Here is a 26,611-nt window from a genome sequence, read left to right as displayed (position 1 = left end):
CTTTCCGACTTCAGAAAAGCCCCCCCCCTTCCGCAGGCATGGCAGCGCCACATTTGCAGCGCTGCATGATGCTCAAGCCCGAAACTGCCCCAGGCTCGCCTTCAACTGCGCAGCCAGCCCGCTGAGTACCTTGCCGCTAGCAGTCGTCTCGACCACCGCCTCGGCAGCACGCTCGGCCTGAGCATGAATCACCTCGACCCGACCGCGAACGGCCTGCGCGCCTTCAGCCTGATGTACAGCCGCCTTGGTTGCCAGACCGATGGCAGCATGCACTTGCTCGACGGACGCCTGCACGGTCTGCTGGCGTTTGGCGCTGTCACGTAATACTTCCAGCCCTTCCTTGGCCTGTCGGCCAGCGATGCCGATGGCAGCGACCGCCTCTTTCGCGCCGCGCTGCAAGGCGATGATGTGTTCCTGAATATCGCCCGTCGAGCTTTGTGTCTTGCTGGCCAGCGCACGCACCTCGTCAGCCACCACGGCAAAGCCCCTGCCCGTTTCACCCGCGCGTGCGGCTTCAATGGCTGCGTTGAGTGCGAGCAAGTTGGTTTGCTCGGCAATACCGTGGATAACTTCCAGCACGACCTCGATCTGCTGGCTTTGCTGCGCCAGACGCTCTATGACCTGCGCACCGGTTTCAACCTGCCCGGCCAGCGCCTCGATCAAACCGCCGACCTGATTGGACGTGCGGGTGTTTTCATCGGTCGCTTGTTTGATATCGACCACCTGACGCAAGGCCGCCTGCATCGCCTGGCTTTCCGACTGCGCCTCATCAGCCATCTGCTCCAGCGCCTTGAGGCTGGCCGCCACTTCATCACGCTGCAGCTCGGCCGCCGCATCAGCTCCGGCGTTACGCTGGCTCATGACACCGATTTCCTGCCCGGTGCGCTGCGCCACCTCGCCCGCCTCACGAACGATAGGCTGCAACTTGTCGATGAAGCGATTGACCGCCGCCGACATGTCGCCGATCTCGTCATTGCTGTCCAGCTTGACGCGCTTGGTCAGGTCGCCCTCACCCGCAGCCAAATCATTCAGTGCCGCGATCAGCAGGTGCAACTTGCTGACCACACGACGTCCGAGCACTACCGCGAGTAACAGCAGTACGCCCAGGCCGACCAGCGCCAGCCCCATGCCGATCCGCCAGCGCAACGTTTCGGCGGCTTGCTGAACCGCCACACGTGTATTGGTGGTCATTGCAGCACCCGCCGTCTGAGCGGATTGCAAGCGCGTGCGCAAGGCGGTCGAACTGTCTTTGGAGGCACTGGCAAGGCTGTCGGAAACCAGTTGCTCACCACTGGTTATCAGGGTGGCGAAACGCTTGTCCAGCGCAGCGAGATTTTCCTCGACCGTTGCCGTGGACACCCCCATGCGCACCTTGCCGATCTCGACACCGTTAGGGCTGATAGAGGCCTCGACGTAATACACCGACGGGTCGTTTTTCGCGGCATTGAGGATCTTGTCCATCGCCCGCTCGCCTTCACCCTTGGCCAGCAGCGCCTTGACCAGCGGGTTATCGCGGTTCATGTACCGCGTAAGGTGCTCACCTGCGGCGTCGTCATAGACCACAAACAACACGTTGGGATTGCGCTGAGCGCGTCGGGCAAATTCGGAAAGGGTTGGCGTGTCGTTGTCCCACATGGCGCGCGGGGCAACCGCAGCCAGTAGCTCGGCCATGTCAGTGGCGGACTCTCTCAGGTCTTTTTCCAGCGTGGCACGCAGTTGGGCCTGCTCTTCCTTCAGGCGGGTAGAAAGTCCGACGCTCAAGCGCTGACGCGTACTGGCTGAAAGCGAGTCGAGGCTCGACGTCACTTCGCTACTCGCCAGCTCCAGCTCGGAGGAAAGATGTTGCGAATCTACCCCAAGGCGATTGGCAAGGTCAGCCTCAAGCGCCGTGACCGTGCTCCGGGTAAGAGCAACCGCCACGATGACCTGCACCAAAAGGGCAATGCCCAGGGCAATGAAGACCGGGCGCAGCAGACGGCTTTGCAATAGAGATAAGACAGCAGACACAGGAGAATCCCTCCACCCTCAGCGCCATTAAAATGATGGCACTTTTCTGTCATCTTTGTAGCAAGCGCCGTGCCGTGACACAAGTCTCACTTTTGCCGCGATTGAATCCTGCGGACGCTGAAAACAAAAAGGGCCGCAAACGCGGCCCTCTTGATACAGCGCGGCGAAGTATTAGCCGAACGGGTGACGCAGCACGATGGTTTCGTTACGGTCAGGACCGGTCGAAATGATATCGATAGGCGCGCCAACCAGCTCTTCGACGCGCTTGATGTAGGCGCGAGCGGCTGCAGGCAACTCTTCCAGGGTCTTGGCACCCAGCGTGGATTCGCTCCAGCCAGGCATTTGCTCGTAGACCGGACGCAGACCCAGGTAGCTGTCGGCGTCAGTAGGTGCGTCGATGACCGCGCCTTCTTCGTTCTCGTAGCCGACGCAGATGTTGATGGTCTCAAGACCGTCAAGCACGTCCAGCTTGGTCAGGCACAGGCCCGAGATGCTGTTGATTTCGATGGCGCGACGCAGGATGACGGCATCGAACCAGCCGCAACGACGAGCGCGACCGGTGGTAGCGCCGAACTCATGACCACGCTTGGCCAGGAAAGCACCGACATCGTCGAACAGCTCGGTCGGGAACGGACCCGAACCCACACGCGTGGTGTAAGCCTTGGTAATGCCCAGAATGTAATCCAGGTACATCGGACCAAAACCCGAACCGGTAGCGATACCGCCAGCAGTGGTGTTGGAGCTGGTGACGTACGGATAAGTACCGTGGTCGATGTCCAGCAACGAACCCTGGGCACCTTCGAACATAATGTCCTTGCCGTCGCGACGCATCTCATGCAGCGCAGCGGTGACGTCGAGCATCAGCGGCTTGAGCAGATCGGCGTATTCCATGCACTCGTCGAGTGTCTTCTGGAAGTCGATGGCAGGCTCTTTGTAGTAATTGACCAGCACGAAGTTGTGGTAGTCGAGCAGCTCGCCCAGCTTGGCCGCGAAGCGTTCGCGATGGAACAGGTCGCCAATGCGCAGACCGCGACGCGCAACCTTGTCTTCGTAAGCCGGGCCGATACCACGACCGGTGGTGCCGATCTTGAATTCGCCGCGGGCTTTTTCACGCGCCTGGTCCAGTGCAACATGGTACGACAGGATCAGCGGGCAGGACGGGCTGATGCGCAGACGCTCACGCACTGGAATGCCTTTCTCTTCCAGCTTGATGATTTCGCGCAGGAGCGCGTCTGGAGCAACCACTACACCGTTACCGATCAGGCACTGCACGCCTTCGCGCAGTACACCGGACGGAATCAGGTGCAATACGGTTTTCTCACCGTCGATCACCAGTGTGTGACCAGCGTTGTGGCCACCCTGATAGCGAACTACGGCGGTAGCATGTTCGGTCAGCAGATCAACGATCTTGCCTTTGCCCTCATCACCCCATTGAGTGCCCAGGACTACGACATTCTTACCCATAACACTTGTCCTCATTCACGCAAACTTGGTGCCGGCGGCGGCCGGCAGGAATACTCAAGAAGCCAGCGGCATTACCTGCCAGTGCTCGCCATGCTGAATCAATTGCCGGTCACAGTCGGCTTCACGCGCGGCGCTCGCCTGCTGCCCAGGCAATGCCTGAACCACACGCTGACCTTCACTGCGCAACTGGCAAACCTGCTGCCAGAGTGCCGCATCCGTACTGTCCGGCACCCAGATGCCACCAGACGGTAAGACGATTTCTGCCTGCCCCAGGGTAACCAGGGTTTTCAGGTCGGTAGAAAAGCCGGTCGCCGGACGGGCGCGGCCGAAGTCGGCGCCGATGTCATCGTAACGACCGCCCTGCGCGATCGACTGGCCCACGCCAGGCACGAACACCGCAAAAACCACACCGGTGTGGTAGTGATAGCCACGCAGCTCGCCGAGATCGAAGTACAGCGGCAACTGCGGGAAACGCGCAGCCAGACGCTCGGCGATCGCCAGCAGATCATTCAGCGCAGCCAATACCGGCGCAGGTGCGCCAGCCAGACGGTCGCGCGCCGCATCCAGCACCTCACGACCACCACACAGATCAACCAGCGCGCGCAGCATTGAAGCCAGCTCTTGCGGCAGATCGGCGGTCAGGGCAACCACTTCATCAATAGCCTTGCGCTGCAGTGCATCGAACAACTGCTGCTCGACTTCTCCCGACAGGCCAGCGGCACGCGCCAGACCACGGTAGATGCCGACATGCCCAAGGTCCATGTGCACGTCCGGCACATCGGCCAGTTGCAACATGGCCAGCATCAGGCTGATGACTTCAACGTCACTGCTCGGGCTGGCATCGCCGTACAGCTCGGCGCCCAGTTGAATGGGGCTGCGCGAGGAGGACAGTGCGCGCGGCTGGGCGTGCAGAACGCTGCCCGCATAGCACAGACGGCTCGGACCTTCACGCTTGAGGGTGTGAGCATCGATGCGTGCAACCTGCGGCGTGATGTCGGCGCGAAAGCCCATCTGCCGGCCCGATTGCGGGTCGATAACCTTGAAGGTGCGCAGGTCCAGATCCGAACCCGCGCCAGTCAGCAGGGATTCGAGATACTCGATATGCGGGGTGACGACGAACTCATAGCCCCAGCTCTGAAACAGATCCAACACCTGACGGCGCGCTACTTCAATGCGCGCCGCTTCCGGTGGCAGTACTTCTTCGATGCCATCTGGTAGCAGCCAGCGGTCGACCGTTGCCATTACGCCATTCCCCTGTGATCCAGGCGGCCAGCCTACAGGCCAGCCTTGAGTGAAGCAGAAAGTGGTGCGCTGTATGACGGGCACGACAAATGCCCGAGACAGGTCTTGCAGACCACTTTCCTCGAAAAATCTTGCCGCGTTCTGATTCAGATACGGCCAATCAATCGTGCAGACGCAAAAAAGCCGGGAATTTCCCGGCTGCCGCATGATACACACGTTTCACCGTACGTTCACCCCACCGGGCGGTTTTGCCGCCCGGCGGGTGATTAATTACGGCTTGGCTTTTTCCAGATAGCGAAAGAATTCGCTGTTCGGATCAAGCACCATCACGTCGCTCTTGTTCGCAAAGCTTTCACGGTAGGCACGCAGGCTACGATAAAACGCGTAGAACTCCTGATCCTGACCATACGCCTTGGAGTAGATCGCGGCAGCCTGGGCATCACCATCACCACGCGCTTCTTCCGACTCGCGATAGGCTTCTGCCAGCAACACACGACGCTGACGATCGGCGTCGGCACGAATGCCTTCAGCCAGCTCGTTACCCTTGGCACGATGCTCGCGGGCTTCACGCTCACGCTCGGTGCTCATACGCTCGAAAACGCTGCGATTCACTTCCTTCGGCAGATCGATGGCCTTGACCCGGACATCGACAACTTCGATACCCAGCTCTTTCTCGGCCATGCGGTTCAGCGAACCGGTGATATCAGCCATCAGCGCATCACGCTCACCCGACACGACTTCGTGCAGGGTGCGCTTGCCGAACTGGTCACGCAGGCCGGATTCCAGACGACGCGAAAGACGCTCGTCGGCGATCTGCTTGAGGCCGGAAGTCGCGGTGTAGAAACGCTCCGCGTCCTTCACACGCCACTTGGCGTAGGCATCGACCATGACCGCTTTCTTTTCCAGCGTCAGGAAACGCTGGGTCGGTGCATCGAGGGTCAGCAAACGACCGTCGAACTTGCGCACCTGGTTCACATAAGGAACCTTCACATGCAGACCTGGCTGAACGTCCGCCTGGACCACACGACCGAATTGCAGCAGAACCGCGCGCTCGGTCTGGGACACTATGTAGAAGCTGTTCCAGGCGATGACTGCCAGTACCACGCCGACAATAAGGGTGATCAGTGATTTGTTACTCATCAGCGAGTCTCCCTGGTACGTACTTCACCACGCTGCTGAGCCTCATTCGCCCGGGCAGCGGCGGCAGCAGCGGCAGCAGCGGCAGCAGCGGCAGCATCATTAGCCGACTGCGATGGCGTACCTGAATTGGAGCCATTGCCGTTACTGCTGCGGCTGCTCTCGATCATCTTGTCGAGCGGCAGATAAAGCAGATTGTTCTGCCCCTTGTCGCCGGTCACGAGAACCTTGCTGGTATTGCTGAAGACTTCCTGCATGGTGTCCAGATACAGACGCTGGCGGGTAACTTCAGGAGCCTTGCGGTACTCGGCAACCAGTTTGGTAAAGCGATCCGCCTCACCCTTGGCGCGGGAAACGACTTCATCGCGGTAGCCGTTGGCATCTTCAAGGATGCGCTGAGCCTGACCACGGGCTTCCGGAATCACGCCATTGGCATAGCTTTCAGCCTGGTTACGCGCACGCTGCTCGTCTTCACGGGCGCGGATCACGTCATCGAAGGCTTCCTGAACTTCACGCGGTGCCGCGGCGCTCTGTACGTTGACCTGAGTGACGGTGATGCCGGTACGGTAGGTATCGAGGAAGCGTTGCAGACGCTCCTTGATTTCGCTGGCCATCAGTTCACGACCTTCAGTCAGCACCTGATCCATTGCCGTGGAACCCACGACATGGCGCAGCGCACTTTCAGTGGCGTGCTGCAGGCTGATCTCAGGCTGGTCGACGTTCAGGACGAAGTCTTGCAGGTTGCTGATCTTGTATTGCACGGTCAGTGGCACTTCGACGATGTTCTCGTCTTCGGTGAGCATCTGGCCCTGCTTGCTGTAGGCTCGCTCGCGAGTCACGTTTTCCATGTACTTGCGATCGAACGGCGGGAAGTAGATGTTGAGACCCGGCCCTACGGTTTCGTGGTATTGACCGAAACGCAGCACGACAGCCTGCTCCTGCTCGTCAACAACATAGATAGCGCTGTAGAGCCAGAAAGCGACGAGCACGACCAGGCCGATACCGAGCAAGCCAAAGCCACCGCCCTTGCCTGAACCGCCACCACTGCCGCCGCCATCGCTGCCGCGTTTGTTACCGCCGCCGAACAACCCCTTCAGGCTTTCCTGCAGCTTACGGAAGGCCTCGTCGAGATCAGGTGGTCCCTTGCGGTCGCCGCCACGGCGTTTGCCACCCCAGGGATCTTGATTATTCGAGTTGCCACCCGGCTCATTCCAAGCCATAGCGCTCTCCATCTGATAAAGCAAAGACGCGCCCGCGGCGCGCCGACCAATGCTACAGAATGCTCGCGAAAGCCGTACAACGGCTTTCTCGTGCTTTTATTGCAAAGTGTGTTGCTCGATGAACTCCAGCGGCTGCAATCCTTCGCGACTCACCAGTCGATTGAGTTCAACGCGCGGCAGTCGTACGGCCAACACGCTGGCACCTTCCTCGTCATGCGTTTCGCTCTGCACCGCACCCAATTCGAAAAACTGGGCGCGCAGCCGGGCAAGACTCTGAGGCAAAAGCAGCGTGCCTACAAACAGGTCGTCGCCGAGCAGTTCGGCGATAGCCTGCTTGAGCAGATCAAGCCCTCGACCATCACGGGCAGACACCCAGACACGCTGCGGCTTGCCATCGGCATCCCGCTGTATCTGAGGCTCCACGCCTTCAAGCAGATCGAGTTTGTTATAGACCTCAAGGATCGGCAAGCCCTCGGCACCGATCTCACCGAGCACAGCCATGACCTGTTCGATCTGCGACATGCGGTCAGGCTCGTGGGAGTCGATCACATGCAGCAGTAAATCGGAGTTGCTCGACTCTTCAAGCGTCGCTCGAAACGCTTCTACCAGTTTGTGCGGCAGATGGCGAATGAAGCCTACGGTATCGGCCAGCACGATAGGCCCCAGGTCATCGAGCTGCAGACGACGCAAGGTCGGATCGAGCGTGGCGAACAGCTGGTCCGCCGCAAACACATCCGAATCGGTCACCGAGTTGAAAAGGGTCGATTTGCCGGCGTTGGTATAGCCCACCAGTGAAACCGAAGGGATGTCGGCGCGGCGGCGTCCACGACGTGCCTGATCGCGCTGGCTGCGAACCTTCTCCAGCCGCCCTTTGATCTGCCGCAGGCGAACCCGCAGAAGACGTCGGTCGGTTTCGAGCTGGGTTTCCCCAGGACCGCGCAGGCCGATACCACCTTTCTGACGCTCAAGGTGAGTCCAGCCACGGACCAGACGCGTACTCATATGCTCAAGCTGGGCCAGTTCGACCTGAAGCTTGCCTTCGTGGGTACGTGCGCGCTGCGCAAAAATATCGAGGATCAACCCCGTACGATCAAGCACGCGACACTCGAAAACGCGTTCGAGGTTACGTTCCTGACTGGGCGTGAGGGTGTGATTGAAGATAACGAGATCAGCCTGTTCGGCCTTGACCTGGTCGCGAAGCTCCTCGACCTTGCCAGAGCCAATCAGGTATTTGGCCGATGGCCGATGACGCGGCACGTTGATAAACGCAACGGTATCGGCACCGGCCGATATGGCCAGCTCCTGAAACTCCTGCGGATCTTCGCGCGCCTCAGGGTCCTGACCATCCAGATGAACGAGAATTGCACGTTCACCACCACTGTGGCGCTCAAAGAACAAGGCAGACTCCTATCAGGCGTTACCTGGCTCGGCGTCTGCGCCGTCAGCGTCGGTAGCGCTGGGAAGGCGAATCGGGCGAACCGGTACGACGGTGGAAATGGCGTGTTTGTAGACCATCTGGCTGACAGTATTCTTCAGCAAAATGACGAACTGGTCGAAAGACTCGATCGTGCCCTGCAGCTTGATACCGTTGACCAGGTAGATCGATACCCCGACCTTCTCTTTTCGCAAGGTATTCAAGTAAGGGTCTTGTAGCGAATGCCCTTTTGACATGTGCCGCACTCCTTTAAGGATCAATAAATAATAAATCGAATTCGATTGGCTTACCGGCCACCCCCCAAGGATAGACGGCTATTGCAGGGACTCAGCTCAATATGGAGACCGATCCCAGGTATTTCAAGGCGCGCGACAGATTGTCGCTGGCCAGACTGTCCAGCCAGTGCAAATCCTCCCAGCTGCGTAGCCAGGTGAACTGCCTTTTGGCCAACTGGCGCGTTGCAATAATGACGCGTTCCTGCATTTCATCCCGCGTCAGCTTCCCATCCAGGTGATCCCAGACCTGGCGATAACCGACGGCTCTTATCGAGGGCAACCCGGAATGCAGGTCGCCTCTTGAGCGCAATGCCAGTACTTCGTCCAGAAACCCCTGATCCAGCATTTGCTCAAAACGTAGCGCGATGCGTTGGTGCAGCACCTTGCGATCAGCCGGAGCGATGGCAAGGTTCGCGACAGTATAGGGCAATTGCTGACGCCCTGATGCCGCCGCTTCGGTACTTTGCGCAGTTTGTTGCTCGCGGTGTGCCGTCATGCTCATTCCGCTGACCCGATACACCTCGAGCGCCCTGATCAGTCGTTGCGGATCATTGGGGTGAATGCGCGCCGCCGAAACGGGGTCGACCACCGCCAATTGATCGTGCAATGACTGCCAGCCATAGGCCTGTGCATCAGCTTCAAGCTGTGCCCTTACCTGCGCATCGGCAGCCGGCATATCCGCCAACCCGTGCAATAGAGCCTTGAAATACAACATAGTGCCGCCGACCAGCAAAGGAATATTTCCGCGCGCGGTAATTTCCGCCATGGCCGCCAGGGCGTCACTGCGAAAATCGGCTGCGGAGTAGCTTTGCGCCGGGTCGAGGATGTCGATCAGACGGTGTGGATATTCAGCCAGCTGTGCTTTCGAAGGCTTGGCGGTGCCGATGTCCATGCCGCGATAGACCAACGCCGAATCGACGCTGATCAGCTCACAAGGCAGCACTTTGCTCAGTTCTATCGCAAGGTCGGTCTTGCCTGCGGCGGTAGGCCCCATGAGAAAGATGGCCGGAGGTAAAGCATTCATTCATTGACCGCGCAGGAATAATTTATCCAGGTCATTGAGACCCATCTGGGTCCAGGTAGGACGACCGTGGTTGCATTGCCCGCTGCGTTCGGTGTTTTCCATGTCACGCAACAGGCCGTTCATTTCCGGGATGGCCAGACGCCGATTGGCGCGAATCGCGCCATGACAGGCCATGGTCCCGAGCAACTCGTTCATGTGTGCCTGCACCCGGTCGCTGGTGCCGTACTCCATCAGATCCGCCAGCACATCGCTGACCAGCCGATTGGCCTCGGCCTGCTTGAGCAACGCAGGGATCTGGCGGATCGCCAGGGTTTCCGGGCCAAGCCGCTGCAGCTCGAAGCCCAGGCGCTGAAACGTCGCGATATGTTCTTCAGCGCAGTCCGCTTCACGCTGGCTGACCGCGAGAGATTCGGGCACCAGCAACGGCTGGCCACTCAGGCCTTCATTGGCCATCGCTATTTTCAGGCGCTCATACATGATTCGCTCGTGGGCGGCGTGCATGTCCACCAGCACCAGCCCGTGAGCGTTTTCAGCGAGGATGTAGATACCTTTGAGCTGCGCCAGCGCATAACCCAGCGGCGGAATATCGCCGGGCGACTCCGGCAGCGACGAGGACGCTGCACTGGGCAGCGGTGCGAAGAATTCACGGTAGGCGCTTTGCGCTTCGGCCACCGGCACGCCAGAGGTGGGCCGAGGCGTATATTGATACTGATAACCGCTGCCAGCGCCGCCACCGGCAGCAGGCCGGGCAAAAGGCTCGCCCTGCGGCTGTTCCAGCACGTTGTTGGCCAGACGCATTTCACCCTGCGGCCCGAACTCACCGGCCTCAGGTCCGGTAGGCCGAGGCTCGGCGGCGACCGGTACGCTGCCACCCAGCTGGTTTTCCGGACGCACATCACCCAATGCACGGTGCAGGGTGCCGTAAAGAAAGTCGTGCACCATGCGCCCGTCGCGGAAGCGTACTTCATGCTTGGTCGGGTGAACGTTGACGTCCACAGCGGCCGGGTCGACCTCGAAAAACAGCACGAACGTGGGGTGACGGCCGTTGAACAGCACGTCGCGATACGCCTGACGCACCGCATGAGCGACCAGTTTGTCGCGCACCGCACGCCCGTTTACGAAGAAATATTGCAGGTCTGCCTGGCTGCGCGAAAATGTCGGCAGCCCTACCCAGCCCCACAGATGAAGGCCATTGCGCTCGATCTCAATGGGTAACGCCTGCTCCAGGAAGCCCGGCCCGCAAATGGCCGAGACACGCCGCGCTCGGGCGGTATCGTCATGCGCTTCATGCAGGCTCAACATGGTCTTGCCGTTGTGACGCAAATGGAAGGCCACGTCGAAACGCGCCAGCGCCATACGTTTGATGACTTCCTGCAGGTGATCGAATTCGGTTTTTTCGGCCTTGAGAAACTTGCGTCGGGCAGGCGTGTTGAAGAACAGGTCGCGCACTTCAACGGATGTGCCTACCGGATGCGCTGCCGGCTGAACGCGCGGTGCCATGTCACGGCCTTCGGTTTCCACCTGCCAGGCCTGATCGGCGTCGCGGGTGCGCGAGGTCAGCGTCAGGCGCGCCACGGAGCTGATCGAAGCCAGCGCTTCGCCGCGAAAACCGAGGCTCATGACGCGCTCGAGGTCCTCCAGATCGCGAATCTTGCTGGTGGCATGTCGCGCCAGCGCCAGCGGCAGGTCATCCGAGGAAATACCGCCGCCATCGTCACGCACTTTCAACAACTTGATACCGGCCTGCTCGACATCGACATCAATGCGCCGCGCGCCGGAGTCAAGGCTGTTTTCCAGCAGCTCCTTGATAACCGACGCTGGACGCTCGACGACTTCGCCGGCCGCAATCTGGTTGGCCAGACGCGGACTGAGCAATTCGATGCGCGCAGCGTTCAGGACAGTCTGAGCGTTATCGGCTTCGGTGCCGTCGAGCAGAAGATCGGTCATTGCTGAGTCGCCACCTCGGAACTTGGAATGCGCAGATCCTGGCCAATCTTCAGTTCATCGCTTTTCAGATTGTTGGCGCTGCGCAGCGTGGCAATGTTCATGTCATAGCGCGCTGCGAGCATGGCCAGGGTTTCGCCGGAGCGGACCACATGGTTGCGTGGCCCTTGGGCCAGCTTGCCGTTGTCACGCAGCCAGGCAATATAAGTGCCCTGTGGCGGGTTCTGCTGGAAGAACTGCTTCACCCCGGAATTGATCGAACGCGCCAACGCCTGCTGGTGCGACGCAGAACTGAGCTTGTTGGCTTCGTTGGCGTTGGAGATAAAGCCGGTTTCTACCAGAATCGACGGGATATCCGGCGACTTGAGCACCATGAAGCCCGCCTGCTCGACGCGCGATTTGTGCAGCGAGGTGACGCGGCCAATATTGCTCAGCACCTTCTGGCCGACGTTCAGGCTAGAAGACAGCGAAGCGGTCATGGACAAGTCCAGCAACACCCCGGCGAGCATGCGGTCCTTGTCATCAAGGCTTACCGCACCGGCACCACCGATCAGGTCGGAACGGTTTTCACTGTCCGCCAGCCAGCGTGCGGTTTCGGAGGTCGCACCGCGATCAGACAAGGCGAACACCGAAGCGCCAAACGCCGCCGTGGACGGCGCAGCGTCAGCGTGAATGGACACAAACAGGTCGGCCCCCTTGGCGCGGGCGATCTCGGTACGTTTGCGCAACGGAATAAAGTAGTCACCGGTCCGCGTCAGTTCGGCGCGATAGCCTTTCTCGGCATTGACCTGGCGCTGCAGCTCCTTGGCGATCGACAGCACCACGTTTTTCTCTTTCTGCCCGGCACCGCCGGAGGCACCCGGGTCTTCACCGCCGTGCCCGGCATCGATCACCACGACAATGTCGCGCTTGCCATTGGGCACCGGGGTCAGCTTGATTTCAGGCTTGGCCGGGCTGACCGGGACAGCGGGCGCGGTATTGGCCGCGGTATCCGGGATCACCGGTGTCGGGTTGGCATCGGCGGCGTTATCGAACAGGTCGACCACCAGACGGTTGCCGTACTGCTGGTTCGGCGCAAGCGTGAAGCTTTTGGGCGTCACCGCCTTTTTCAGATCGATGACCACGCGCAGATCCGTCGGCGTGCGCTGGGCAGAGCGCATGCTGTTGATCGGCGTATTGGCTGTCGAGACATTCAACGGGCCACCGAGTGTCGCGCCATTGATATCGATCACCAGACGATCAGGCGAAGTCAGGGTGAATACGCTGTGCTGGACAGGCCCGGACAGGTCGAATACCAGACGTGTGTTGTCCGGTGCTCGCCATAAGCGGACACTTTTTACTTGCGTAGCGGCAACCGCCTCGACAGCCAGGGCCATCAGCAGCAGACCAACTACAGTAACCAGCGCGCGCATGCGCATACCTAACCCCATATCTATTTGAATTCCAAAGCCAAAGTGGCACACCAGCGTTCGCCACGCGAGCCCAGCGGGCTCAATATCACGGACCGACCTTCTCCGTGCGGGCCAATGGTAATGGTCAGGTCAGGCTTTGGCAAAAAGCCTGCACCACGCTGGGGCCATTCAATCAGACAAAGTGCATCGCCGTCGAAGTAATCACGCACCCCCATGTACTCAAGCTCTTCGGGATCGACCAGACGATAAAGGTCAAAGTGAAAGACCCGTATGGCACCTATTTCGTAGGGCTCGACCAGCGTGAAAGTAGGACTCTTGACAGCCCCGGCATGCCCGAACCCGCGAATCATTCCCCGCGAAAGAGTGGTTTTTCCAGCGCCCAGATCGCCATCGAGAAAGATGACGCCCACGCCTTCGGTAACTGCGGCCAGGCGTGCACCAAAATTCATCATGGCCTCTTCGCCAACCACATGCAGCGTTAAATCAGACACGGTTGCAGCTCCTCCAATAACTGACGAATGGCAGGAATAATATCGCTGGCCGCCAGCCCGCGACCGTATTCACCGACTTTCTGACCGGCGCTTGCATGCAGCCACACCGCCAGACAGGCCGCATCGAATGGCGTCAGATGCTGCGCCAGCAGCGCACCGATCAACCCGGCCAGCACGTCCCCCAGTCCGGCGGTGGCCATGGCCGGATGACCGCGGTCGCACAACGCCAGTTGTCCGCTCGCATCGGCGATCAGGCTGCCAGAGCCCTTGAGCACGCAAACTGTATCGAACTTGCGCGCCAGCGCCCGCACAGCAGCGGCCCGGTCAGCCTGAATGTCTTTGATGCCGACGCCCAGCAAACGCGCGGCCTCTCCCGGATGCGGAGTGATGACGCAGCCTTTGGGCAGGCTCACCGCCCCGGCGGCCAGCATATTCAGAGCATCGGCATCCCAAACCTGAGGCCGCTCGGCGTTGGCGGCAGCCGACAGCAAACTACGCCCCCAGGCGGCCTGCCCCAGCCCCGGACCGACCACCAATACGCTGGCCGGCTCGATCAACGCCATCAACTGGTTCGCCGAGCGAATGGCCGCACTCATGATTTCCGGCATGCGCGTCAAGGCGGCCGGAATATGTTCGGCGCGGGTCGCCAGCGTCAGCATGCCTGCCCCGCTGCGCAGGGCGCTTTCGGCGCTGAGCAAGGCAGCACCGCCGAAACCGTGATCGCCACCAATGACAAGCACCCGGCCGAACATGCCTTTATGTGCAGTACGCGGACGCGATGCCAGCGTCGGCAGACTGGATGCGCTCAGACGCTTCGCGCTGACCGGCACCTGCGCAACCAGCGCAGGGTCGGCGCGTAAATCATCAAACACCAGCTCGCCCACCAGGTCCGCCGCATCGCCCGTCAACAAGCCCAGTTTGAGGCCTATGAAGGTAACGGTCACATCGGCACGCACCGCCACGCCCAGCGCTTGGCCGGTGTCTGCACTCAAGCCCGACGGGATGTCCACGGCGGCGACCGGCATGCCGCTGGCATTGATCGCCTTGATGGCCGAAACGTAGGGCTCGCGCACTTCGCCATTGAGCCCGGTACCGAGCAAGGCATCCAGCACCACGCCGGTCAGCGGCTGTCCGGCCCATACCTGAGTGTCGATGCCGGAAGCCGCCGCGTGCGCCGAAGCGGCATCACCGCTCAATGCAGCCGGGTCGCCGACAGCCAGCACCCTGACTTGCCAGCCTGCCTTGTGCGCCAGCGCGGCCACCAGATACCCGTCACCGGCATTGTTGCCACGCCCGGCCAGCACGGTCAGTTCATTGGCCTGCGGCCAGCGTCGGGGTATCGTCCGCCATAGCGCCTGGGCAGCGCGCAGCATCAATTCCAGGCCTGGCGTACCGGCAGCAATCAGCCGTGCATCAAGGTCGCGGACCTGCGCGGCGCTGTACAGCGCGTCGGGTAAATGAGGTTTCGTGTCGAACATGCGTCTATAGGCTCCGATGTCTGGCAGAATTATACGCACCTTGGCCCCGGTTTCTCTCTGCGCATGTCCGCTATTACTGCTGTACTTCCCACTTCCGATGATCTCGCCGCCCTTGCCGTCTCAATCAAGGCATGGGGGCGTGAGCTGGGCTTTCAGGAAGTGGGGATCAGCGGCCTGGACCTGGCAGAGCACGAGCAGCACCTGCAACGCTGGCTCGATGCAGGCTATCACGGCGAAATGGACTATATGGTAGCCCACGGCAGTAAACGTTCCCATCCGGAAGAGCTGGTGCCGGGAACGTTGCGCGTGGTGTCGCTGCGCATGGACTATCTGCCCGGCGACACCGAGATGGCCCAGCGCCTGACAGAACCGGAAAAAGCCTATGTGTCACGCTATGCCCTGGGCCGTGACTATCACAAGCTGATCCGCAAGCGCTTGCAGCAACTGGCCGAGCGCATTCAGCAGGCCATCGGGCCGTTTGGTTTTCGGGCGTTCGTGGACAGCGCGCCAGTGCTGGAAAAGGCGATTGCCGAACAGGCCGGGCTCGGCTGGATCGGCAAGAATACGCTGGTGCTCAACCGCAAGGCGGGAAGCTTTTTCTTTCTCGGCGAGCTGTTTGTCGACATCCCGCTGCCGGTCGATGCGCCGCATGCGACTGAACATTGCGGGCGCTGCACGGCCTGCCTGGACATCTGCCCGACGGCGGCCTTTGTCGGGCCTTATGTGCTGGACGCACGGCGCTGTATTTCCTACCTGACCATCGAGCTCAAGACTGCGATCCCCGAAGAGCTGCGGCCCTTGATCGGCAATCGGGTGTTCGGTTGCGACGATTGCCAGATTGTCTGCCCGTGGAACCGCTTTGCACGGCCAACCGAGCAGAGCGATTTCCAGCCGCGCCACAACCTGGACAACGCAGGGCTGGCCGAGCTGTTTTTATGGGATGAAGACAAATTCCTCAGCAGTACAGAGGGCTCGCCCCTGCGCCGCGCCGGGTACGAACGCTGGCTACGCAATCTGGCTGTCGGACTGGGCAACGCGCCCTCCACCATCCCGGTGATCGAAGCCCTGCACGCACGGCGCGACTATCCCTCGGAACTGGTCAGGGAGCATGTGGAATGGGCGCTGCAGAGGCATGGGGTGGCAGACGCAGGGGGCTAACGCGTCTGAGCGGGCCGGGCGACGCTTAACTTGCGTGGGAGCGGACTTGTCCGCGAACTGTCGGGAACCTGCAGCAAAAACGGTCGCCTTGGTGCATCAGACACAACAGAGTCAGCAGGTTTCAGGGCCGCTTCGCAGCCCATCGCAGCCGTCGTGACCTCCTGAAGCTCCCACGCCCTCCGGGCAGAAGACCACTCTGCGGGCATCTCAGGATGCGAATGAAGCAGAGTGCTGCGTATGGGCATGCAGCTCCGGGCGTTCTGCGCCCTCTTCAGGGCTCGTCTTTATAGACGAACTTGGGCATTTCCCAGCGGAATCGGATCGCCAGCAGGCGCAGCAGCAGGCCGCCGAACAAGGTGATGAGCACGGCCTGTTCATCCGGCAGTTGCAGGTACTGGCACAGCAAAAAACACCACGCGACCAGAAATGAAACGCTGGCATACAGTTCGCGACGGAAGATCAGCGGGATGTCGTTGCAGAAGATGTCGCGCAGGATGCCACCGAAGACCCCAGTGATGACACCGCACACTGACGCGATCACCAGACCATGCCCGGCTTCCAGCGCAGTCATGCAGCCGATCAGGGTGAAGGCCACCAGCCCCAGTGCATCCAGCACCAGAAACAACGAGCGCAGGTGGCGCATCAATGGCGCGATAAAGATCGTCACCAACGCTGCCACACTGGTCAATATGAGGTATTCCGGGTGCTTGACCCAGGTCAGCGGGTAATGGCCGATCAGCACATCGCGCACCGAGCCGCCGCCCAGCGCTGTGACGCAAGCGATCAGCACCACGCCGAACCAGTCCATTCCTCGACGGCCCGCAGACAGCGCGCCAGTCATGGCTTCAGCAGTGATGGCAATCAGATAAAGCATCAGCAACATGGCGGGGACTCTGCGACAAAGGCGCGCAGTCTAACCAGCCGACCAGCGCACTGAAAGAGTGCAGCGAAGATTATTCACTGCACGCGCGAGTCTTGATCAAGGCTTGATGAAGTGCTCACGATAAAAGCGCAGCTCGGCAATCGACTCGCGGATGTCATCCAGCGCCAGGTGGGTGCTGCCTTTCTTGAATTTCAGCTCGGGGGACCAGCGCGCAGCCAGTTCCTTGAGGGTCGAGACATCCAGATTGCGGTAGTGGAACCAGTTTTCCAGCGTCGGCATGTGGCGATACAGGAAGCGGCGATCCTGGCAGATGCTGTTGCCGCAGATCGGCGAACTGCGCTCCGGCACCCACAGCTTGATGAACTCAAGGGTCTGCGCCTCGGCTTCAGCCATGCTGATGGTGCTTTCGCGTACTCGCTGGGTCAGGCCCGAGCCACCGTGCTGGCGGGTGTTCCACTCGTCCATTTTCGCCAGCGTTTCGTCACTCTGGTGCACAGCGATCACCGGGCCTTCGGCCAGGGTGTTCAGCTCGCTATCAGTGATGATCGTGGCCATTTCGATGATGACATCGGTATCAGGGTCCAGACCGGTCATTTCCAGATCGATCCAGATCAGGTTCTGCTTGTTCTGCATGTGTCGACTCCTCAGCGTAGGCGCGCAGTTTAGCTCACCCTGCCGTGCTAGACTCCTGCCGATCAATCGTACTGCCTAATTCATCGGTTACATCACATCGGAACACCCATGGCCAAACGCCAACTCAATCGTCGTCAGAACTGGCGCATCGAAAAAATTCAGGGCGAGCGTGCTGCCCGCGCTGCAAAACGCGAGTCCGCTACGCTTGAAACACTGGAAGGCGGCGACCTCGGCCCCGAACAGACCGGCCTTGTGATTGCTCACTTCGGTGTACAGGTCGAAGTCGAGGCTCAGGAAGGCGAAGCAAGCGGTCAGGTCTTCCGCTGCCACCTGCGCGCCAACCTGCCGGCACTGGTCACGGGTGATCGCGTTGTATGGCGCGCCGGCAATCAGGGCATTGGCGTCATCGTTGCGCAACTGCCCCGCACCACCGAACTGCGCCGCCCGGACTCACGTGGCCAGCTCAAGCCTGTGGCTGCCAACGTCGATCTGATCGTGATCGTGTTCGCGCCCATGCCCGAGCCACATGCCAACCTGATTGACCGCTATCTGGTGGCCGCCGAGCATGCCGGGATTCGTCCGCTGCTGCTGCTCAACAAGGCTGACCTGATCGACGAACAGAACGCGCCCGCGCTCAATGCGTTGCTGGCGGTCTACCGCACACTGGGTTACCCGGTGCTGGAAGTGTCGGCGCATCATGGCGATGGCATGCAGACACTGCAAAGCCAGCTTGATGGCCACATCAGTGTGTTCGTTGGCCAGTCCGGCGTCGGCAAGTCTTCGTTGGTCAACAGCCTGCTGCCGGAAACGGATACCCGGGTCGGGCCGTTGTCCGAAGTCTCCGGCCAGGGCACACACACCACCACAACCGCCCGCCTGTTCCACTTTCCGCGTGGCGGCGATCTGATCGACTCACCGGGTATCCGCGAATTCGGCCTGGGGCATGTCAGCCGTGCAGACGTAGAAGCTGGCTTCATCGAATTCAACGACCTGATCGGCACGTGCCGCTTTCGCGACTGCAAGCATGACCGCGAACCGGGCTGCGCCCTGCTCAAGGGGCTTGAAGATGGCCGCGTGCAGCAACAGCGCATGAACAGCTACCGTTCGATCATTGCCAGCCTGCCGCAAGACAGTTACTGAGCACCGAACGCCGCACACAAAAACGCCGCGATGATCGCGGCGTTTCTGTATCGGTTGCAGCTCAGTTCTGGGCTGGCTCGACCCGCAACTTGCCATCGTCAAAGATATTCAGCTTCTGCCGGATCTCGTGAGGCTGGGCGTATGCCCGTGGGTCTGGCGGTGCCCCGACCGAAGCACCCGGAGCAGCGGGAGTAGCAGGAGTAGCAGGAGTAGCAGGAGCGGCGGGCGCAGGTTTGGACTGAGGCGCACCACCGGAGTTCTGGTCGCCTTCGATACGCTGCTGAGCCTTTTTGGTCAAAACCACAATGTCGATGCGGCGGTTGACCGGATTGGTCGGGTTCTCGTGATCATAAAGAGCTGACGAGGCATAACCCACCACCCTGGCCACCTGTGAGTCCGGATAGGTACCGGCCACTAGCGCACGACGTGCAGCATTGGCGCGGTTGGCCGACAGTTCCCAGTTACCGAATCCGCCGTTGCCTACAAAAGGTGTCGCGTCGGTATGACCGCTGATGCTGATCTTGTTCGGCACGCTTTTGATGGTGTCAGCCATTGCCAGCAGGATGTCTTCGAAATAAGGCTTGAGACGTGCGCTGCCCGAGTCGAACATCGGCCGGTTGTCAGCGTCCATGATCTGGATACGCAAACCGTCCTGGGTGATCTCGAACAGAATCTGGTCCTTGAATTTCTGCAGTTGCGGGTTTTCCTCGACCTTGTTCTGCAGCTCTTGCAACAGCATCTCCAGACGCTCCTGCTCGACCTCTTCAGCTTTGGTCTCGGAAGTCTCGGCCTCAAGGGGCACGGTGTCAGGTGACGGCGTGGTCTTGACCTCAGGGTTCAGCGTCTGATTCGGCGACATCTCGGGCGAGCCGCCCAGGTCGATCACATACGGCGAACCGCTGTCCGAAAAACCGACCGGGTCCTTGAAGTAACCGGCCACCGCGAGCAACTGTTCGGGCGTGGCAGAAGACATCAGCCACAGCACCAGAAAGAACGCCATCATCGCCGTCGCGAAGTCGGCAAACGCGATTTTCCAGGCACCGCCGTGATGTCCGCCACCAAAGCGCTTTACGCGCTTGATGATAATCGGCTGATTATTTTCCATGACTTAGCGACCGCGAACCGCTTGTTCCAGCTCGCTGAAGCTGGGGCGATGCAGCGGGTAGAGAACCTTGCGGCCAAATTCGACGGCCAGCGAAGGCGGCATGCCGGAGGCCGACGCCACCAGCGACGCCTTGATGCTCTCATAGACGTTCATTTCTTCCTTGGCATCATGGGCAAGGCAGGTGGCCAACGGACCGAAGAAACCGTATGCCGCAAGAATACCGAAGAAGGTACCTACCAGCGCCGCACCTACGTGCATGCCGATTGCAGCCTTGTCGCCCGACCCCAGCGACGCCATGGTCACCACGATACCGAGTACCGCCGCCACGATACCGAAGCCAGGCATACCGTCGGCGATACCGGTAATGGCATGGGATGGATGCTCGAGCTCTTCTTTCATGCTCAGCAGTTCCATGTCGAACAAGCCTTCCAGCTCGTGAGGAGCCATGTTGCCGGACGACATGATGCGCAGGTAGTCGCAGATGTACGCGGTCATGCGCTCATCTTTCAGCACACCAGGGTATTTGGCGAAGATCGGGCTGGAGGCGGCGTCTTCGATATCCCCTTCAATCGCCATCATGCCTTCACGGCGGCTCTTGTTGAGGATTTCGTACACCAGCCCCAGCACCTCAAGGTAATAGGCGTGTGTGAAGCGCGAACCGAACATCTTCAGCGACTTCTTGAACACGTGCATGGTCATGTAGCCAGGGTTGGCCTGGAGGAACGCGCCCAGTGCAGCACCGCCGATGATCAAGACCTCGTAGGGCTGGAATAGCGCCATGATCTTGCCATGGGACAGCACATATCCGCCGAGGACACTCGCGATAACGACAATGATGCCGATAATTTTAGCCATAGGAAAAAATACTTTACTGAGTCGGGTTCAGGGACAGTCCGGAAGTTCTTGAATCTCTTCTTCTCCTTATCGGCCTAACTGGGCCAGACTATAGCCGGTTCTTTTGAAAAACCCATTTATCCGCCTCCATAAAAGGAGGAAAATGGCCTCAGCGTCCCGTACGCTGGCGGTTTCCCAGCTCAGATAATCAGCCGCACAGGCCATCGAATGTCGACAGCACACGCAGCACATCATCTCGTTCCGAAAACGCTGGATGCCTGGGTCAAGCTGCTTGACGGCATCGCGTTACCGGTCCCTGCCGTCAATCATGGGCACGTTCGCGCAGCATTGAACGACAGTCGCCGCTCACTGCGTGAAATCGCTGAAATGATGCAGGAAAGCCCCGCACTGGTATTGAGTGTGATGCGCGAGGCCAACCATCACACCCACGGTTTGACCGAGCAGGCCGAGAGCCTCGAGATTGCGATCAACCGTCTGGGGCTGGCGCGTACTGAAATCCTTCTGGGCCGCTTGCCAGCCAAGCCGCCCGAGGAAATTCCCGCGGTCTATCGCCAATTGATTCTGGTCAGCCAGCACGCCACACAACAGGCCAACGGGTTGTTTGCCAGTCGCCTTGCACGACTCTGGCAAGACATCCATATGGGCAGCCTGCTTTTCCTCTCCCCCCTTTGGCCGATGGCGCTGGCCTATCCGAAGCTGCTCGAAGAGCTGGAGTTGCGGGTTATCCACAAGGGCCATTCCAGCCTTGCAGTGGAAAAAGAGCTGTTCGGCGTCAATCTGCTGGAGCTGTGCCTGGCACTCGCCGAATTCTGGCGCCTGCCGATCTGGGTCACGCGCGGTTATAAGTTGCTGATCAACGAGCGACGCGATCTGGCCAAGGTGCTGCGCATCGCCCGCGAAGAACACAGCCCGCTGCAACAGCAACAACTCATGGACGCCGACCCCAACCTGCGGCGCTGGCTGAACCAGCCAGCCAATACTGTTTTGCTGGGTAACGGCCTGGCGCTGGCGGCGCAACATGCCTGGAACAGCCCGCATTGCCTGCGCTGGGAACGGCTGACCAGCCTTTACCTGCAACAGTCGATCAGCGAAGTGCAGCAGCAGGCGCATCAAAACGCTGCCAGCAGCGCGCGTATTCATGCGGAAAAAGACCTCTGGCACCCGGCCGAATCGCTGATCTGGCCTTGGGATGCGCGCCGTGTAAGGCGCGACAACGAACCAGCGCCACCGCCATCGGCCGACGCCCTGCAGCTATGGCGCAAGCACTGCGCCGAGCTGCTGCAGGACCCCAGCCCGTTCATCAACGCCATGCACTTGACCACCTCGGCCCGCGACGCGTTCATGTCGTGCGGTATGGAGCGGGTCATGCTGCTGATGCTGGACAAGACCTCGACCGTACTGCGCGTCAATCAGATGGCCGGACTGCCGGCCGAAACCGCCTCCTTGCAGCTGTTCATCAAGGAAAGCACCGTGTTGCAACGCTTGCTGACCCAGCCGACGCAGTTGCGCATGACCCCCGCGAACAACGCGCAGTTTGCCGTCCTGCTGCCCGCGCCACTGAAAACCCTGTTCAGTGGCCAGCACTGGCTTATTCGCTCGCTGAGCAACAACGGTAAAGTCATGCTGCTGGTGGTCGCCGACCAGGGTGGTGGGGCCTTGTCGGAAATTTCCGTCCAGGCATTCGGAAAAACCGCGCAATGTATTGAAAGGGCACTTGGCATCTTTAGTCATCGCAAAGCGTGAGGCCTGGCGTACAATTCGCCTCTTTCCTTTCATCGGAGGCTGCAAATGTCCGCATTCACTGGCTTGTCGCTGGTCATCGAACCCAACGATCTGCTTGAGCGTCTAGACGCCCCGGAACTGATCCTCGTGGATCTGACCAGCAGCGCTCGCTACGAAGCCGGGCACATTCGCGGCGCACGCTTTGTCGATCCGAAACGTACGCAACTGGGCAAGCCTCCTGCGCCTGGCCTACTGCCCGACACTGCCGATCTGCAGCAGCTGTTCGGCGAGCTGGGCCACAACCCTGATGCAGTCTATGTCGTCTACGATGACGAAGGCGGTGGCTGGGCCGGGCGTTTTATCTGGCTGCTGGATGTCATCGGCCATCACCGTTATCACTATCTGGATGGCGGCGTGCTGGCCTGGGAAGCGCAATCGCTGCCGTTGAGCACAGAGGTTGCGCCCGTTGCAGGCGGCCCGGTCACGCTGACGCTGCACGACGAACCTACCGCCACACGCGAATACCTGCAAAGCCGTCTGGGTGCCGCCGACCTGGCAATCTGGGACGCTCGCGGCCCTACCGAGTATTCGGGCGAAAAAGTAGTCGCGGCCAAGGGCGGACACATACCCGGCGCAGTCAATTTCGAATGGACTGCGGGCATGGACAAGGCACGCAACCTGCGTATTCGTCAGGACATGCCAGAGATTCTTCGCGACCTGGGCATAACGCCCGACAAGGAAGTGATCACCCATTGCCAGACTCACCACCGCTCGGGCTTCACCTATCTGGTGGCGAAAGCGCTGGGCTACCCAAGGGTCAAGGCCTATGCCGGCTCGTGGGGTGAATGGGGCAATCACCCGGAGACACCGGTAGAACTTCCGGAAGTGGCCGCCGCGCCCGCCCAGGCAGTCGAGGTTGCGCAACCCGTCGCGCCTGCGCAGCCAGCACCAGCCGAAACCGTCGAACCTGTCCGCTCTAGCGAACCGCGACAGGCCTCGCAGAAATATTCAGGACACTCATCCTCAGGACCTTCAATGAAAGACCGCTTGTTCATCATCAGCCAGTACCTGCTGCCGCACCACCTGCTGTCCCGACTGGCAGGCTGCGTTGCCGAATGCCGCGTACGCTGGTTCAAAAACGCTTTCACCGCGTGGTTTGCCCGCCGTTATCAAGTGGACATGTCGCAGGCCCTGGTCGAAGACCTGACGTCCTACGAGCACTTCAATGCGTTCTTCACCCGCGCATTGAAAGCCGACGCCCGCCCGCTCGATACCACGCCGAGCGCGATTCTTTCGCCAGCCGACGGCGCCATCAGCCAGTTGGGCCCTATCGACCACGGCCGGATCTTCCAGGCCAAGGGCCACAGCTTCAGCGTACTGGAACTGCTCGGCGGTGATCCCAAGCTGTCAGCGCCCTTCATGGGCGGCGAGTTCGCAACCGTCTACCTGTCGCCAAAGGACTATCACCGCGTCCACATGCCACTGGCTGGCACGCTGCGTGAAATGGTCTACGTGCCGGGCCGCATCTTCTCGGTCAACCAGACCACGGCTGAAAACGTACCCGAGCTGTTCGCCCGTAACGAGCGAGTGGTCTGCCTGTTCGACACCGAGCGCGGACCAATGGCAGTGGTGCTGGTCGGCGCGATGATCGTGGCGTCGGTCGAGACGGTATGGGCCGGGCTGGTCACGCCGCCCAAGCGTGAATTGAAGACGTTCAGCTACGACGAAGCAGCGCGTGCGCCAATCCATCTGGAAAAAGGTGCCGAGATGGGCCGCTTCAAACTGGGCTCCACGGCCATTGTGCTGTTCGGGCCAAATCAGGTGAAATGGGCCGAGCAACTGACCGCGGGCTCCAAGGTACAGATGGGCCAGGCATTGGCAGTTCCGACACAGGCATGATCGTGACTTGAAGTCACAGTGCCCGGCATGGGCGCCCCATTAACAGGGGCGCTCATGCAGTTTAAAACCGGACAGTAATGGCTCCAGGCCATACTTACTGCGTAGTGATGCCGATACTGGTAAAGTCGCCCGATCGGTGCTGTAGGATACTTCGCACTTTCATGGGCGTATGCTCGACATGTCCCCGCTCCGCGATGACGTCAGCCACCCATCTAAAGCCTCCGTCCGGGCCAATGAGTTGTTGGAGTTCGCCTGTCACATGAGTAATTTTAGCCTCCCTCTGCTATTGCGTGCCCCTACGCCGACGCAGTCGAGCCTGACATTCAGTGAAGCCAACCCCCGCGACCTCAAACGCTGGATTTCCAGATTGCCCAAGGCGAACCTCGGAGAAATGGCGCGCCAGCTCTATCAAGGGCTGACCGAGCTCAACCAGTTGATCACCCCGAGCGAGAACCGCCTGCAATTGCTTGAATTGCTGCGGCCCGAGGTGTACTTCGTCTGCAAGCACCTTGAACGTCACTTTCTCAATCAGGCCATTGTGCTGGACGAGCGACCACGCAAGGTGGCCAACCTCTGCCAGGCGCTGCAAAACCATCTCGCAACCGGTTACAAGCAGATCATTCAGCAGGTCGCCCCGCGCTACACCCGAGACCAGGCCGGGCTGTTCAGCACTGCGCTGCAACGCGCACTGCATGGTCTCAACGGGCCACTGATACGCGCCAACCAGCTTTACTGTCCCGTTCAGGATGGCCTGTGGCTCGAGCTGCATCAGATCTACCAGATTGCCCGTCAGTACCAGTTGCACAACACGCCGGTCGAAGAGCCCCTGGCCCATCACAGCAAAGTGCTGAGCGTGGAGCAAACCTACGTGATCGCGCTGCTGATGGGTTGCTCACGCTGCAACCAGATGCGTCAGTTGAACATCGGCAAACTGGCCGATGCGCTGGAGGCCTGGAGCCCTCTGGTAAAGCTGCAATTGCCGGTCACTGAAAGCAGCCTCTTCGCTCTGGACCCGACGGTCGACAAACCACCGCTGTATCGCACCCTGTTCAGCGACGAACAATCTCCTCGGCTGCTGGGTATCAACACCTACGCGCTGGCTGAAGCGATCAATCAGTACCTGGCCCTGCCGGATGACCAGCGCACCCCTTCGCCGTTGCTTATTCCAACCGGTATCAACACCGACCTGCTGCAACATCTGGCGGTCGCCTGGGGTGATGTGGCCGAACGCACCTTTCAGCGCACGGCAGGCCAGGGCACCCTGAAGCTGTGCATAGGCATGAGCGCCCTGCATTTTTATGTAGCCGGTCAGAAGTCGTTCAGCGAACTCCTGCAACTCAACAGCGCAGGCAGTGCTGCGAGTTTTTCGCTGAAGATCGCCAATGATGACGAAGACGACCCTTGGGCTTCAGCCTTCGATACACAGCGCGGCAAGACCTCATCGCACCTGCTGCCCTATGAAGAAATCGAATACCCGAAGAACGATGGCGATAACGACTCGCTTTCCAACGGTCAGCACACGTTTCCGACCTTCGACCTGAATATCGTCAACCACAGCCCGGGCGGTTACTGCCTGGCGTGGCAGAGGGAAGTGCCTCAGCAATTACAGGCTGGCGAACTGGTGGGTATTCAGGACGACTCCGGCCAGGGCTGGAGCATTGCCATCGTGCGCTGGATCCGCCAGGTACGCAGCGGCGGTACACAGATGGGGATCGAACTGATCGCCCCGTTTGCCCAACCGTGCGGCATGCAGCTGATTCGCGAACAGCAGAATAGCCAGTACCTGCGAACCCTGATGCTGCCGGAAGTACGCGCCATGGAAAAACCGCCCACCGTGCTCGCACCGCGTCTGCCTTTTCAGGAGGGCAACAAGGTGATGATCAACGTCGCCGGTGAAGAACGCCGCGCGTCACTGAGCAACCGGCAGGTCAGCAGCGCCAGTTACAATCAGTTCGAGTATCAGATGTACGACGCCCCGAAAGCGACCGAAACCGAAAAGGCCAGGCCGGATCAGGAATTCGATTCCTTGTGGGGCACGCTGTAGCGATCACTGCGACAGCCGTCGCGATTGGCCCCTCGCCATCAGG

Annotated in this window: 21 protein-coding genes and 1 pseudogene; 6 read left to right on the top strand and 16 right to left on the bottom strand. The window is 60.3% G+C overall.

The genetic code is table 11. The features are described 5' to 3' along the window. Positions 1–72 precede the first annotated feature (72 nt). The 12 genes from AC4ANE_RS03010 to AC4ANE_RS02955 form a co-directional block, all read right to left on the bottom strand. On the bottom strand, positions 73–2,007 hold the full coding sequence (locus AC4ANE_RS03010) for a methyl-accepting chemotaxis protein (protein WP_002551825.1): 1,935 nt from the start codon (positions 2,005–2,007) through the stop codon (positions 73–75). 171 nt (positions 2,008–2,178) lie between these two features. Then, complete coding sequence (locus tag AC4ANE_RS03005; RefSeq protein WP_002551824.1) at positions 2,179–3,471, bottom strand: adenylosuccinate synthase; 1,293 nt, start codon at positions 3,469–3,471, stop codon at positions 2,179–2,181. A 54-nt stretch (positions 3,472–3,525) separates the two neighbouring features. After that, positions 3,526–4,713, bottom strand: a complete 1,188-nt coding sequence (locus AC4ANE_RS03000) for an ATP phosphoribosyltransferase regulatory subunit (RefSeq protein ID WP_002551823.1) — start codon at positions 4,711–4,713, stop codon at positions 3,526–3,528. 270 nt (positions 4,714–4,983) lie between these two features. Further along, complete coding sequence (gene hflC, locus AC4ANE_RS02995; RefSeq protein ID WP_002551822.1) at positions 4,984–5,853, bottom strand: protease modulator HflC; 870 nt, start codon at positions 5,851–5,853, stop codon at positions 4,984–4,986. Further along, positions 5,853–7,070 (bottom strand): FtsH protease activity modulator HflK, encoded by a 1,218-nt coding sequence (hflK, locus tag AC4ANE_RS02990; protein WP_060411614.1) that lies wholly within the window; start codon positions 7,068–7,070, stop codon positions 5,853–5,855. The genes hflC and hflK overlap by 1 nt, the downstream gene beginning before the upstream one ends. Positions 7,071–7,166: 96 nt before the next feature. Continuing rightward, a complete protein-coding gene (hflX, locus tag AC4ANE_RS02985) occupies positions 7,167–8,468 on the bottom strand; it encodes a ribosome rescue GTPase HflX (RefSeq protein WP_002551820.1) in 1,302 nt (433 codons plus the stop codon). Between the two features lie 12 nt (positions 8,469–8,480). Continuing rightward, positions 8,481–8,741 (bottom strand): RNA chaperone Hfq, encoded by a 261-nt coding sequence (gene hfq / locus AC4ANE_RS02980; protein WP_002551819.1) that lies wholly within the window; start codon positions 8,739–8,741, stop codon positions 8,481–8,483. 91 nt (positions 8,742–8,832) lie between these two features. Continuing rightward, on the bottom strand, positions 8,833–9,804 hold the full coding sequence (gene miaA / locus AC4ANE_RS02975; RefSeq protein WP_031594762.1) for a tRNA (adenosine(37)-N6)-dimethylallyltransferase MiaA: 972 nt from the start codon (positions 9,802–9,804) through the stop codon (positions 8,833–8,835). Then, positions 9,805–11,751, bottom strand: a complete 1,947-nt coding sequence (mutL, locus tag AC4ANE_RS02970) for a DNA mismatch repair endonuclease MutL (RefSeq protein WP_002551818.1) — start codon at positions 11,749–11,751, stop codon at positions 9,805–9,807. Continuing rightward, a complete protein-coding gene (locus AC4ANE_RS02965; RefSeq protein WP_199523490.1) occupies positions 11,748–13,178 on the bottom strand; it encodes an N-acetylmuramoyl-L-alanine amidase in 1,431 nt (476 codons plus the stop codon). Before AC4ANE_RS02965 ends, mutL begins: the two co-directional genes overlap by 4 nt. Positions 13,179–13,180: 2 nt before the next feature. Beyond that, positions 13,181–13,609, bottom strand: coding sequence for a tRNA (adenosine(37)-N6)-threonylcarbamoyltransferase complex ATPase subunit type 1 TsaE (tsaE, locus tag AC4ANE_RS02960; RefSeq protein ID WP_220273530.1), 429 nt, complete (start codon positions 13,607–13,609; stop codon positions 13,181–13,183). Positions 13,610–13,638: 29 nt separating this feature from the next. After that, positions 13,639–15,129 (bottom strand): NAD(P)H-hydrate dehydratase, encoded by a 1,491-nt coding sequence (locus tag AC4ANE_RS02955; protein ID WP_460408689.1) that lies wholly within the window; start codon positions 15,127–15,129, stop codon positions 13,639–13,641. A gap of 63 nt (positions 15,130–15,192) precedes the next feature. Here AC4ANE_RS02955 and queG point away from each other — a divergent pair, with 63 nt between their 5' ends. Next, positions 15,193–16,287, top strand: a complete 1,095-nt coding sequence (gene queG, locus AC4ANE_RS02950; RefSeq protein WP_002551814.1) for a tRNA epoxyqueuosine(34) reductase QueG — start codon at positions 15,193–15,195, stop codon at positions 16,285–16,287. Positions 16,288–16,558: 271 nt separating this feature from the next. Here the strand turns inward: queG and AC4ANE_RS02945 are convergent, their stop codons facing one another. Together AC4ANE_RS02945 and orn are read right to left on the bottom strand one after the other, a co-directional pair. Then, positions 16,559–17,170 (bottom strand): trimeric intracellular cation channel family protein, encoded by a 612-nt coding sequence (locus tag AC4ANE_RS02945; RefSeq protein WP_002551813.1) that lies wholly within the window; start codon positions 17,168–17,170, stop codon positions 16,559–16,561. A gap of 96 nt (positions 17,171–17,266) precedes the next feature. Next, entirely contained in the window at positions 17,267–17,803 is a 537-nt protein-coding gene (gene orn, locus AC4ANE_RS02940) for an oligoribonuclease (RefSeq protein WP_002551812.1), read from the bottom strand. Positions 17,804–17,911: 108 nt separating this feature from the next. Between orn and rsgA the strand changes: the two genes are divergently transcribed. Further along, complete coding sequence (gene rsgA, locus AC4ANE_RS02935) at positions 17,912–18,943, top strand: small ribosomal subunit biogenesis GTPase RsgA (RefSeq protein WP_002551811.1); 1,032 nt, start codon at positions 17,912–17,914, stop codon at positions 18,941–18,943. Positions 18,944–19,004: 61 nt separating this feature from the next. Here the strand turns inward: rsgA and motB are convergent, their stop codons facing one another. Both motB and motA read right to left on the bottom strand, forming a co-directional pair. Next, positions 19,005–20,048: a flagellar motor protein MotB gene (gene motB, locus AC4ANE_RS02930; protein WP_057442641.1), complete on the bottom strand. Its 1,044-nt coding sequence runs from the start codon at positions 20,046–20,048 to the stop codon at positions 19,005–19,007. 3 nt (positions 20,049–20,051) lie between these two features. Continuing rightward, complete coding sequence (gene motA, locus AC4ANE_RS02925; protein ID WP_002551809.1) at positions 20,052–20,903, bottom strand: flagellar motor stator protein MotA; 852 nt, start codon at positions 20,901–20,903, stop codon at positions 20,052–20,054. A 207-nt stretch (positions 20,904–21,110) separates the two neighbouring features. On the opposite strand from motA, the gene AC4ANE_RS02920 reads away from it, so the two are divergent. From AC4ANE_RS02920 to AC4ANE_RS02905, 4 genes and pseudogenes are all read left to right on the top strand, one after another. Next, positions 21,111–22,646: an HDOD domain-containing protein gene (locus AC4ANE_RS02920; RefSeq protein ID WP_002551808.1), complete on the top strand. Its 1,536-nt coding sequence runs from the start codon at positions 21,111–21,113 to the stop codon at positions 22,644–22,646. A gap of 45 nt (positions 22,647–22,691) precedes the next feature. Beyond that, positions 22,692–23,504 (top strand): annotated as a pseudogene (locus tag AC4ANE_RS02915) (rhodanese-like domain-containing protein); the annotation flags it as partial. Positions 23,505–23,660: 156 nt separating this feature from the next. Further along, complete coding sequence (asd, locus tag AC4ANE_RS02910; RefSeq protein ID WP_031594760.1) at positions 23,661–24,524, top strand: archaetidylserine decarboxylase; 864 nt, start codon at positions 23,661–23,663, stop codon at positions 24,522–24,524. A gap of 259 nt (positions 24,525–24,783) precedes the next feature. Continuing rightward, positions 24,784–26,568 carry a cyclic-di-GMP receptor FimW-related protein gene (locus AC4ANE_RS02905; protein WP_002551806.1) on the top strand — a complete coding sequence of 595 codons (1,785 nt, stop codon included), beginning with the start codon at positions 24,784–24,786 and terminating at the stop codon, positions 26,566–26,568. Positions 26,569–26,611 lie beyond the last annotated feature (43 nt).

Source organism: Pseudomonas sp. Pme6b (assembly GCF_058129925.1).
The sequence above is the reverse complement of the archived record's forward strand: the minus strand, read 5'-3'. Positions and strand labels throughout refer to the sequence as shown.

What these genes read in the sequence shown, in the direction of transcription:
- AC4ANE_RS03005 (WP_002551824.1), bottom strand. Translation starts at nt 3,471, where the DNA reads ATGGGTAAGAATGTCGTAGTCCTGGGCACTCAATGGGGTGATGAGGGC.
- AC4ANE_RS03000 (WP_002551823.1), bottom strand. Translation starts at nt 4,713, where the DNA reads ATGGCAACGGTCGACCGCTGGCTGCTACCAGATGGCATCGAAGAAGTA.
- hflC (WP_002551822.1), bottom strand. Translation starts at nt 5,853, where the DNA reads ATGAGTAACAAATCACTGATCACCCTTATTGTCGGCGTGGTACTGGCA.
- hflK (WP_060411614.1), bottom strand. Translation starts at nt 7,070, where the DNA reads ATGGCTTGGAATGAGCCGGGTGGCAACTCGAATAATCAAGATCCCTGG.
- hfq (WP_002551819.1), bottom strand. Translation starts at nt 8,741, where the DNA reads ATGTCAAAAGGGCATTCGCTACAAGACCCTTACTTGAATACCTTGCGA.
- miaA (WP_031594762.1), bottom strand. Translation starts at nt 9,804, where the DNA reads ATGAATGCTTTACCTCCGGCCATCTTTCTCATGGGGCCTACCGCCGCA.
- mutL (WP_002551818.1), bottom strand. Translation starts at nt 11,751, where the DNA reads ATGACCGATCTTCTGCTCGACGGCACCGAAGCCGATAACGCTCAGACT.
- AC4ANE_RS02965 (WP_199523490.1), bottom strand. Translation starts at nt 13,178, where the DNA reads ATGGGGTTAGGTATGCGCATGCGCGCGCTGGTTACTGTAGTTGGTCTG.
- tsaE (WP_220273530.1), bottom strand. Translation starts at nt 13,609, where the DNA reads ATGAATTTTGGTGCACGCCTGGCCGCAGTTACCGAAGGCGTGGGCGTC.
- AC4ANE_RS02955 (WP_460408689.1), bottom strand. Translation starts at nt 15,129, where the DNA reads ATGTTCGACACGAAACCTCATTTACCCGACGCGCTGTACAGCGCCGCG.
- queG (WP_002551814.1), top strand. Translation starts at nt 15,193, where the DNA reads ATGTCCGCTATTACTGCTGTACTTCCCACTTCCGATGATCTCGCCGCC.
- AC4ANE_RS02945 (WP_002551813.1), bottom strand. Translation starts at nt 17,170, where the DNA reads ATGTTGCTGATGCTTTATCTGATTGCCATCACTGCTGAAGCCATGACT.
- orn (WP_002551812.1), bottom strand. Translation starts at nt 17,803, where the DNA reads ATGCAGAACAAGCAGAACCTGATCTGGATCGATCTGGAAATGACCGGT.
- rsgA (WP_002551811.1), top strand. Translation starts at nt 17,912, where the DNA reads ATGGCCAAACGCCAACTCAATCGTCGTCAGAACTGGCGCATCGAAAAA.
- motB (WP_057442641.1), bottom strand. Translation starts at nt 20,048, where the DNA reads ATGGAAAATAATCAGCCGATTATCATCAAGCGCGTAAAGCGCTTTGGT.
- motA (WP_002551809.1), bottom strand. Translation starts at nt 20,903, where the DNA reads ATGGCTAAAATTATCGGCATCATTGTCGTTATCGCGAGTGTCCTCGGC.
- AC4ANE_RS02920 (WP_002551808.1), top strand. Translation starts at nt 21,111, where the DNA reads ATGTCGACAGCACACGCAGCACATCATCTCGTTCCGAAAACGCTGGAT.
- asd (WP_031594760.1), top strand. Translation starts at nt 23,661, where the DNA reads ATGAAAGACCGCTTGTTCATCATCAGCCAGTACCTGCTGCCGCACCAC.
- AC4ANE_RS02905 (WP_002551806.1), top strand. Translation starts at nt 24,784, where the DNA reads ATGAGTAATTTTAGCCTCCCTCTGCTATTGCGTGCCCCTACGCCGACG.